The following is an 8767-nucleotide window of genomic DNA, read 5'->3' as shown; positions in this document are numbered from 1 at the left end:
TGTGAGCGCTTTCAGAATGCCCTGCGCTGGCAGACCAGTGAGCTGGTCACGTTCTTCAGACTCCTTACACGACCTTTTTCAGCGCCAGGACAGTCAGAAACCTAAGTTGTCGGCTACTGAAAATCTAGACCCAAAAAAAGAGCCACAGGACCTGGAGTTGCCCCATGGCTCATGGCCCATAGCCCGTGCCTTCTTACCCCCCCAGATACCGGCTCCACTGCGGCTGCCAGTGGGCAAACTGCCCGTGGGCGTACACCCCAAAGCTGGGCGCCCGGGGGCGGGTGCGCAGGGGCATGGCGGCCTCTTCGGGGGTGCGGTTGCCCTTGCGCTGGTTGCAGGTGCGGCAGGCGGTCACCACGTTGTCCCAGGTGTGGCGCCCGCCGCGCGAGCGGGGCAGCACGTGGTCCAGGGTGAGTTCCTCGGCGGCGCCGCAGTACTGGCAGGTAAAGGTGTCGCGCCGCAGCACGTTGCGCCGGTTAAACGGCACGGGATGCACGCGGGGGCGGCGCACGTAGCGGCGCAGGCGAATCACGCTGGGCACCGGCATGACCGTGCTGGGCGAGCGCACCACGTCGGCGCTGTTCTCCAGAATTTCCGCCACGCCGTACTGCACCAGCGTGATGGCCCGCTTGGCACTCGTGACGTGCAGCGGTTCGTAGGACGCGTTCAGAACCAGCACGCGGGGCGCGTTCAGGTCAGCCGCTACGGTGGGTCGGCGGGGCTCGGGCTGCACGTCCTTTCTGGAGATCATGCCCGGCATTCTAAAGCGGGCTCTTCAGGCAAATGTTGCGCACAGACGCTTAGTTGGCTCTTATGGGGGGTGGGGGCAATGGCCTAGCGCTCTGGCCTAGCCCAGGCCGGGCAGCACACTGCCGGTTTTCAGGCCGCCGCGCAGCAGTTCCAGGGTGCCGTCGGCCACGTACTGCACCGCCAGAGCGCCCAGCAGCACGCCCAGCACGCGCGTGACCACATGCACGCCGGTCAGGCCGATCACGCGGGCAATCTGCCCGGAAAGGCGCAAGGCGAGGTAACACAGCAGCAGCACGCCGGCGGTGACCAGAAACACCGCCGAGAGCAGCAGCGGCGAGCCGTGGGCATCGGCAGCCAGAATCATGATGCTGGCCAGCGTGCCGGGGCCGGCAATCAGCGGAATCGCCAGCGGAAACACGCTGATGTCCTGGCGTTCGTGGGCTTCCTGCTCTTCCTCGGCGGTTTCCTTGCTGCCGCTGGGGCGCGCAAAGACCATGTCCAGGGCGATGAGAAACAGCAGCACGCCCCCGGCAATGCGAAAGGAACTGAGGCTGATGCCCAGGTGTTCCAGCAGCGCCCGCCCAAACAACCCAAAGGCCAGAATGATGATGCCCGCCACCACGCAGGCCTTCAGGGCCACCCGGCGCCGCTCGAAGCTGGGGCGATTGCCCGCCAGCCCGATAAAAAGAGGGGCTAGGCCCACCGGGTCCATCACGACCAGCATGGTCAGGAACGTCTGGAGGGCGATACTGGACAGTTCCGCGACGTTCACGGTCCGAGCGTATCAGACGGGGGCGTGGGCGCGGGTCCCGGCCGCCGCTAAGCCCAGGCCACGGGGGGCGCCCCAGCGGCGGGGGCAGGCGGCAGCGCCCGGTCAATGTGCTGCGCCACATGCAGGATGACGCGCTGCAGGTCCAGGCAGTACACGCTGGGGTTGGCAAAGCCGCTGGCCGCGCTGTAACGGTTGGGCAGGTAGCCGCCGCCGCAGACCTCGCGCAGCGCGCAGCCGCCGCACATGATCGCGTCCAGCCCCTGTTGCCCGGCCACGGCCGCCTGGTACATCGGCGTGTCCTGCAGTGCCCACAGGTCGTGGCGCAGCACGTTCAGGCCCGTCAGGGTCAGGCCGTCGCGGCAGGCGCGCAGGGCGTCAAGCGGTTCCAGGCTGCCGTCGGTTTCCACCACCGCGATGTTCACCGGCGCGCCCCCCAGCGAGTCAATGTGCTGGCGGGCGCCCAGCAGCAGCTTCATGATGTCAAACAGCATGCGCACCAGCACCTGCGGGTTGTTCTCGGCCCACCACGCGTCGAAAATGGGCAGCAGGTACTCGGCGTACGCGCCGGGCCGGGGCGGCGGGGCGTCCCAGTTGTGGTCCAGTGGCAGCAGGAAATCCATGCGGTCCACGCCCAGCGCGCGCAGGTGGTGGTAGGTGGCCGCCCCCGACACCGACGGGTCAATGACGCACAGCACGCCGCCGAACAGCGGCTCGCGTGCGGGGTGGGCGTTCAGTCGCTCAAGGGCGCGCCGCGTGGCTTCGTAGGTGCCGCGCCCGGCGTGGTCCACCCGGGTGCGGTTGTGCACCTCGGGCAGGCCGTCCACGCTGAGGGCCACCACCACCCCCAGGTCGGCAAACAGGTCCAGCCACTCCCCGGTCAGCAGCACCCCGTTGCTCTGCACCGTGAATTCGAAGGCCACCTCGGTTGCGGCCCCGCGCAGGGCCGCCACTGCGTCGCGGAACCACGCCGGGCCGGCCAGCAGCGGTTCGCCGCCGTGAAAGGTGACACTGGCCCTCGTGCGCCCCAGCCGCCGCACCTGCGCCGCAATGCGCCGGGCCGCCGCCGCCACCACCTCGCGGGGCATCACCGGCGGCCGCCCGGCAAACGAGCGGTCACGCAAGTTGAACATGTAGCAGTAGGGGCAATTCAGGTTGCAGCGGGCCGTGGCCTTGAGGATGAACGACGCGGGTTCTTGCCCTACCACCGCAGGCCGAAGCTCAGATCGAAGCTGGCGGCGGCGTCAGGGTTGAAGGTGCGCACGATTTCCAGGCCGCGCAGCAGCATGGCGCTTTCCGCGAGGCGCTGCGACTGCGCCTGAATGCTCCCCAGGCCATTCAGGCGCGTCTGCACGGCCGCCTTGTCGAGCAGGACAGGCGCGGCCCTCAGCACCGGCTGGGCCAGGGCGCCCTGCCCCAGTGCGCCGCCCACCACGGCGGCCCCGGTCATCAGGCCGGCGCGGCGCAGAAAGTCGCGCCGCTGCTCGGCGGCGGTCAGGTCCTGCTCGGTGTCTGCAGGGTCGTCGGAAAGCGGGCGGTCGAGATCATGCTCGGACATCGCAACCCCTCCTGGGTGCCCACACGGCAACGCCACGTCTGGCTCCTCCCCTTACACGTCAGTGTGAGCAACTTCATATTTATCCTGCCGGTCAGCTTCAACTACAGAGCGGCTCACATTTGAGGTGGCAGCTTCCGGCCCTCAGCACGGAAAGCACATGACCTGAAGGTGAACCCTTCAGGTCATGTGGGGCGAGTGGACTTGCAAAGCTGCGGAGCAGAGCGAGTGACCGCGACAGACAGCGGATGAAGTGGCGTTGAGGGGGTGCGTTCCTCCCCTGGGCGGAACGGCAGGCCGCTGTCAGCGCAGGGCGGGCCGCACGTTCAGTTCCAGGGTGCCTGTCGCCTCCAGCGCCCGGCCCTCCTGCTGGGTGACCGTTTTGACCCCCACGGTGTAGGTGTTGACGGGCGTGCGGCGGTCCACCGCCACCGTCACGGTAAAGGGCTCACCCGCCCGCACAGGGGCGCTGGGCACGCTCACGCGCACGCCGGGGACCGGACTGGCGCCTTCCACCGTAAAGGCGCCGGGGTGACTGGTGGGCGTAAAGCCGCCAATGCGCGCGCTGAGCACCCGCGTCTCTCCGGCCGGCACGCTGAGGGCGCTGATGCTCTCGCCCGGCTGGCCCACGTTGACGGTGGAGAGCACCACGTAGCCCCCTGCGCAGCCGCTGCGGCGCAGGCCAGCAATATCCTGCGCACCCACGAACAGCGCGGGCAGCAGCGAAGCCACCACCAGCCCCAGCCCCAGCGCCGCCCGAACCGGTGAGCGCCAGTTGGCAGCAGTCAGCGCGAGCCCCCCGGGGCCCAGCAGCAGCGCGGGCAACAGGGCCAGCAGTGTGCGGCCTTCGCAGGGCCCGCTCAGCAGCGTGTCGCCCAGCCCGCGCGCCGCGAAGGTCAGGGCGGCGCCCAGCCCCCAGCCCAGCGCAAAGGCCGGCAGAAAGGTCTGCAGGCGGTAGGTGGGAAAGGCGGGCGGTTCGCTGGGCGGGGCAGGGGGCGGCGCGCTCATGGGCGCAGCGTAGCGCCGCGCTCCCAGGCCGCGCGTCCCGCGCTGCGCAGTGTCGCGCTCAGGCGCTCTGGCAGCCGGGGCACAGGCCCATGAATTCCAGGCGCACGTCGGTCACCTGGAACCCCGGGGGCAGGGCCGAGGCGGGCACGGCCGGCACGTCGCCAGCGTCCAGGTCGAAAATGGCGCCGCAGGTGCGGCAGACCGCGTGGGGGTGGGTGCGGCCCTCGTGCTTGTAGTCGTAGCGGGTGGCCTGCCCGGCGCGTTCCAGGGTGACCACCACGCCGTCGCGCACCAGCGCGTCCAGGGTGCGGTACACGGTGCCCAGGCTCACGCTGGGCAGTTGCTGGCGCACCTGGGCATGAATCCAGGCGGCGTCGGGGTGCGACCGGGCTTCACGCAGCACCTCCAGAACGGCCAGGCGCTGTTTGGTCTGGCGCACCATCGTCATGGGCCCAGTTTACCAAAGCCACTCTGACGGGCCAATGATCGCTTCAGGATGGCCGCTGACAGAGGCGGCAGGGTTGACGTGCCGGCTCCGTGCACGGCCGTGGGCGCCGCCCCATGACCTCCGCTCCGGCCGCCCTGGGAAGACCTGAAACCGCCCTGCCTCCTGCCCCGCGCCCGCAACTCTGCACCCGGTTCATTGCTTTCGTTCAGCGAGGCGCGTAAAACCCTGAACGGCCATGCCCGACCGTCTCCTGCCCCTGCTGACCCAAGAGCCCCAGACCGGCGACGCCCTGGGCGCCCGCCTGGGGGTGGGCCGCGTGACCGTCAACACCCTGGCCCGCCGCCTGCAGGACGCCGGGGTGCCGGTGCAGATTGGCCGTGCCGGCTACGCCCTGAACCCCGACACGCCCGCGCCGCAGTTCGTGGTGCGGCCCACCCCCATCGGCGCCCAGCTGCGCTACCTGGGGACGGTGGGCAGCACCCAGGACGAGGTGCGGGCCTGGGCGGACGACCCTCAGGCGCCCGCTCCACATGGCGCGGTGGTGGTGGCCGAACGCCAGACCCAGGGCCGGGGCCGCCGGGGCCGCGCCTGGGCCACCACGCACGGCACGCTGGCGTTCTCGGTGCTGCTGCGCCAGGGACCGGGAGGCGCGCCGCTGACCCTGCCGGAACTGGCGCTGCTGCCGCTGGCGGCCGGGGTGGCGGTGGGGCACGCGGCGGGCGTGGGCGGCCTGAAGTGGCCCAACGACCTGCTGGCCCCGGATGGCCGCAAACTGGCCGGCATTCTGCTGGAAGCCGACCTGCGCGGCGAGGAAGCCCGGCGGGCGGTGCTGGGCATTGGCCTGAATGTTTCGGCGGCCCCAGACGGCGCGGCCCACCTGCGCGAATTTGCCCCCGAGGTGACCCGCGCGGGCGTCCTGGGAGCTGTGCTGCGCGAACTGCACACCTGGCTGGCGGCCCCTGCCGACGAGGTGCTCTCGGCGTGGCGGGCGGCCAGCCTCACCCTGGGGCACCCGGTGCGGGTGCAGACCCCGGCTGGCCCCCTGGAGGGCCTGGCCACTGACCTGGACGCGCGCGGCAGCCTGCTGGTGCAGACCCCGGGGGGCCTGCACACCGTCAGCGCCGGCGACGTGCAGCTGATCGGCACGCTGGGCGCCGATTCCCTCTGACCGTTTCCCTTTCGCCCCTCACCCCAAGGAGATTTCCATGACTGTGCTGCACCCCACCCTGTCCCGCACCCTGCTGCCGGCCCACAGCCGCGCCCGTGACCTCGCCCTGATCGTGGGCGGCGCGGCCTTTGTCGCCATTCTGGCCCAGGGGTCCATTCCGCTGCAGCTGGTGCCCCTGACCCTGCAGACGCTGGGCGTGCTGCTGGTGGGCGCCGCGCTGGGCTGGAAGCGGGCCCTGGCCGCGCTGCTGCTGTATGTGGCGGCGGGCGCCGCAGGGTTGCCCATTTATGCCGGTGGCGGCAGCGGCGTGCTGAACCCCGCCGGTACGGGCCTGCGCGTCAGCCTCGGCTACCTGATTGGCTTTCCCTTCGCCGCCGCGCTGGTGGGCTTTCTGGTGGAACGTTTCGCGCTGGACCGCAAGTTCCTGGGCACCGCTCTGGCCATGCTGGCGGGCAACGTGGTGATCTATCTGTTCGGCCTGCCTGTCCTGGGCGCCATCACCGGCCTGGAAGGACAGGCGCTGCTCACCGCTGGCCTGACCCCCTTCCTGCTGGGCGACACCCTGAAACTGCTGCTGGCCGCCCTGCTGCTGCCCGGCGCCTGGGCGCTGCTGCGCCGCTAAGACCCCACCACTCGACCACCAACAAAGCGCCCCCGCCTTCACTCGGGCGGGGGCGCTTGCTTGGAGCCGGGTTGTCGATGTCTCCCGTGCGGAAACCCCGGCCCTTTGCGTGCTTCTAGTGTGGCTGGCGTGGGTCAGAGGCGGCATCCGCCGAAAGGTGCAGCGCGGCGTAGGCGAAATGGGGGAGGGGAAGCCCGCCCCTTTGCGATTTTTTTGAGACGCCTGTGATCCACTTCCCCTACGCGGCCGAATACGGCTGGCGGGACGACACTCTTTTGCGGCGTGTCTATAAATTTGTGCCTTTTTTCTACAAAGAAAAAGCCATAATAAAGCTATCAGAAACACTTCTTATAGTTCGCCACATCGGCCCAAGCACCACCTGCCGAAAAAGGACTTCCCATGACCAAGACGCCTGCCTTCTTGCTTCTGACCGCCCTTCTGCTGAGCCCCGCCGCCCACGCCACCACCGGCACCGCGACCCAGATGGGGGCCCAGGCCAGTGCCGCCGCACAGGCCGACGCCCAGATTTCGAGCGCGGCGTTGCTGGATGCCCAGGGCCGCGTGGTCGCCACCGCCGACGCCGCCGGCACCTTTGTGTTCCAGGGCGCCAGCCGCGCGGCCACCCAGGCGCGCGTCACGCTGCGCAGTGGAGCCTCGGCCACCTACCGGCTGGCAGGCAATGTGGCCGCCCAGGGCCGCGTGAGCGCCGAAACACTGGTGGTGGCCAGCAGCAGCAAGGCAGTCAGCCTCACGCAAGCGGTGCGCGCCGATGCCCAGGCCCAGGCCAGCGCCCGGGCCGCAGCCGCCGCTGCCCTGGCTGGCCGGACCGTGACCCTGGTGAACGCCCAGGGCCAGGTGGTGGGCATCCTGACCGCCAGTGGGATCTGGCAGGCCCAGGGCGACCTGAGCGGGGCCACCCGCGCCGTCGTGACCACGGGAGGCGGCGTGCAGAGCACCTTTGATCTGGCCGCCCAGGCCAGCGCCGACGCGCGGGGCCAGCTGGACTTCGGCCGCCTGACGGTGCGTACCACCTCCGGGCAGGAGACTCTGACGCGCGTTCTGGTCAGCGGACCGGTCAACGTTTCGGTGCAGGGTGAGGGCGCCGCCAGCGGCAGCGGCCAGACGTCTGGGTCAGCAGGCGGCGCCAGTGGCAGTGCCCAGGGCGGGGTCGGCGTGGGTGTGAACATCGGCGTGGGCACCGGCATTGGCATCGGCATCGGCGGCGGCAAGTAACCTCACGCACACAGAGAGGGCGCCTGGACCTTTGCGGCCGGGCGCCCTCTCCTGTCGTGGCCCTGGTACAGTCAGCCCATGAAACGGCTGCGCTGGCTGCTTTGGATTGCAGTGCTGGGAGCGGTGGGCCAGAGCCAGGAGGCTGAGCCCACCTTGCGCGCGCAGGTGCTGGGCTGGGCGGAGGCGGGCCGTGCAGTGGGCGTGCTGGCTCCCCTCTCGGCAGCCGATGACCGACAGGTGCTGCTGGCGCGCGGCAGTGTGGACGCGGCCGGGCGCCTGACCCTGCCGCTGCCCCGCCCCGACCGGCTGGCCGGACAACTGGTGTCCCTAAAGGAGTGGTTGCTGCCCGTGAACCCGGCCGACTGCGCCCAGTACGAGGGCCAGATCGTGTTCAATGCACCCGACGCCGCCGTGTTTCCACTGCGCGAACTGCTGGTGGCGCCAGCGGGTACGCAGTGGCCCAGCCTGGGCAGCGTGGTGGGCGAACATCTCTGGGGAGACGCTCAGCGCCTGAACAGTGAGGTCAATGTGCTGGACGGGGTGCCGGATGCGGCGGCTCAGGTGCGTGACTACCGGCTGGTGTACCTCCCCGAGGCTGTCACCGTGCGTGGGTCCTCACGCTGCGTGCCCGAAGCGGGCCTGACCGAACTGCTGACGGTGGATCTTGCCCTGCCCGCTGGCTGGTCGCTGGTGCAGCAGGACGATGATTACAGCGGTGAGGACCTGCGCCGCCGCCTGAGCAGAGCGCCAGCGGATACCGTGTCGCTCTGGCAGCTGCCGTAGAGTGCCGTTCAGGCGACCGCAACAGCGATCAACCGCGCCAGCAATGAAAATGAAGAAGCGCCGGGGCCCGGTTGGCCCCGGCGCTTCTCTTCTGGGGAGTGCTTATTCCGCCACGCTGGGCACGGCGGCCAGCGGATCGCGGCCGTCCTTAATGGCGCCCAGCACGCGGGTGCGGATCTCGGCTTCCATCTCGGGGCGCTCGGCGATGTAGGCAATGGCCTTTTCCTTGCCCTGGCCGATGCGTTCGTCGCCGTACGAGTAGAACGAGCCCGCCTTCTTGATGATGTCCATGTCGCTGGCCAGCGTCACGAGGTCGCTGAGCTGGTCGAAGCCCTTGCCGTACATGAGGGTGAGCTCGACTTCCTTGAAGGGCGGGGCCACCTTGTTCTTCACCGTCTTGACCTTTACGGTGTTCGCCACCGCGTCGTTGC

The 8767-nt window shown here is 69.8% G+C and carries 10 protein-coding genes and 1 pseudogene; 4 read left to right on the top strand and 7 right to left on the bottom strand.

The window, feature by feature from the left end; genetic code table 11:
• Positions 1–193: 193 nt before the first annotated feature.
• The 6 genes from KMW22_RS19145 to KMW22_RS19120 form a co-directional block, all read right to left on the bottom strand.
• On the bottom strand, positions 194–751 hold the full coding sequence (locus KMW22_RS19145) for an HNH endonuclease (protein WP_221091626.1): 558 nt from the start codon (positions 749–751) through the stop codon (positions 194–196).
• Between the two features lie 96 nt (positions 752–847).
• Positions 848–1522 (bottom strand): MarC family protein, encoded by a 675-nt coding sequence (locus KMW22_RS19140; RefSeq protein ID WP_221091625.1) that lies wholly within the window; start codon positions 1520–1522, stop codon positions 848–850.
• Positions 1523–1569: 47 nt separating this feature from the next.
• The gene (locus KMW22_RS19135) at positions 1570–2727 is read right to left on the bottom strand and encodes a radical SAM protein (protein WP_328774767.1); all 1158 of its coding nucleotides are present in this window, start codon (positions 2725–2727) and stop codon (positions 1570–1572) included.
• Positions 2721–3077, bottom strand: a complete 357-nt coding sequence (locus KMW22_RS19130; RefSeq protein ID WP_221091623.1) for a twin-arginine translocation signal domain-containing protein — start codon at positions 3075–3077, stop codon at positions 2721–2723. The genes KMW22_RS19135 and KMW22_RS19130 overlap by 7 nt, the downstream gene beginning before the upstream one ends.
• 300 nt (positions 3078–3377) lie before the next feature.
• Positions 3378–4082 carry a hypothetical protein gene (locus KMW22_RS19125; protein WP_221091622.1) on the bottom strand — a complete coding sequence of 235 codons (705 nt, stop codon included), beginning with the start codon at positions 4080–4082 and terminating at the stop codon, positions 3378–3380.
• Positions 4083–4140: 58 nt separating this feature from the next.
• Positions 4141–4530: a Fur family transcriptional regulator gene (locus tag KMW22_RS19120; protein WP_221091621.1), complete on the bottom strand. Its 390-nt coding sequence runs from the start codon at positions 4528–4530 to the stop codon at positions 4141–4143.
• A gap of 235 nt (positions 4531–4765) precedes the next feature.
• On the opposite strand from KMW22_RS19120, the gene KMW22_RS19115 reads away from it, so the two are divergent.
• The 4 genes from KMW22_RS19115 to KMW22_RS19100 all read left to right on the top strand — a co-directional run bounded on the left by KMW22_RS19115 (position 4766) and on the right by KMW22_RS19100 (position 8336).
• Positions 4766–5698 carry a biotin--[acetyl-CoA-carboxylase] ligase gene (locus KMW22_RS19115; RefSeq protein WP_221091620.1) on the top strand — a complete coding sequence of 311 codons (933 nt, stop codon included), beginning with the start codon at positions 4766–4768 and terminating at the stop codon, positions 5696–5698.
• A gap of 37 nt (positions 5699–5735) precedes the next feature.
• Positions 5736–6320, top strand: coding sequence for a biotin transporter BioY (locus KMW22_RS19110; RefSeq protein ID WP_221091619.1), 585 nt, complete (start codon positions 5736–5738; stop codon positions 6318–6320).
• A 399-nt stretch (positions 6321–6719) separates the two neighbouring features.
• Positions 6720–7553, top strand: coding sequence for a hypothetical protein (locus KMW22_RS19105; RefSeq protein WP_221091618.1), 834 nt, complete (start codon positions 6720–6722; stop codon positions 7551–7553).
• 78 nt (positions 7554–7631) lie between these two features.
• Positions 7632–8336 carry a hypothetical protein gene (locus tag KMW22_RS19100; RefSeq protein WP_221091617.1) on the top strand — a complete coding sequence of 235 codons (705 nt, stop codon included), beginning with the start codon at positions 7632–7634 and terminating at the stop codon, positions 8334–8336.
• Positions 8337–8438: 102 nt separating this feature from the next.
• On the opposite strand, the pseudogene KMW22_RS19095 reads toward KMW22_RS19100, so the two are convergent.
• Positions 8439–8767, bottom strand: a pseudogene (locus KMW22_RS19095) (recombinase RecA); the annotation flags it as partial.

Origin of the sequence: Deinococcus aquaedulcis (assembly GCF_019693445.1) — a bacterium.
Classification (GTDB): domain Bacteria; phylum Deinococcota; class Deinococci; order Deinococcales; family Deinococcaceae; genus Deinococcus; species Deinococcus aquaedulcis.
The sequence above is the reverse complement of the archived record's forward strand: the minus strand, read 5'-3'. Positions and strand labels throughout refer to the sequence as shown.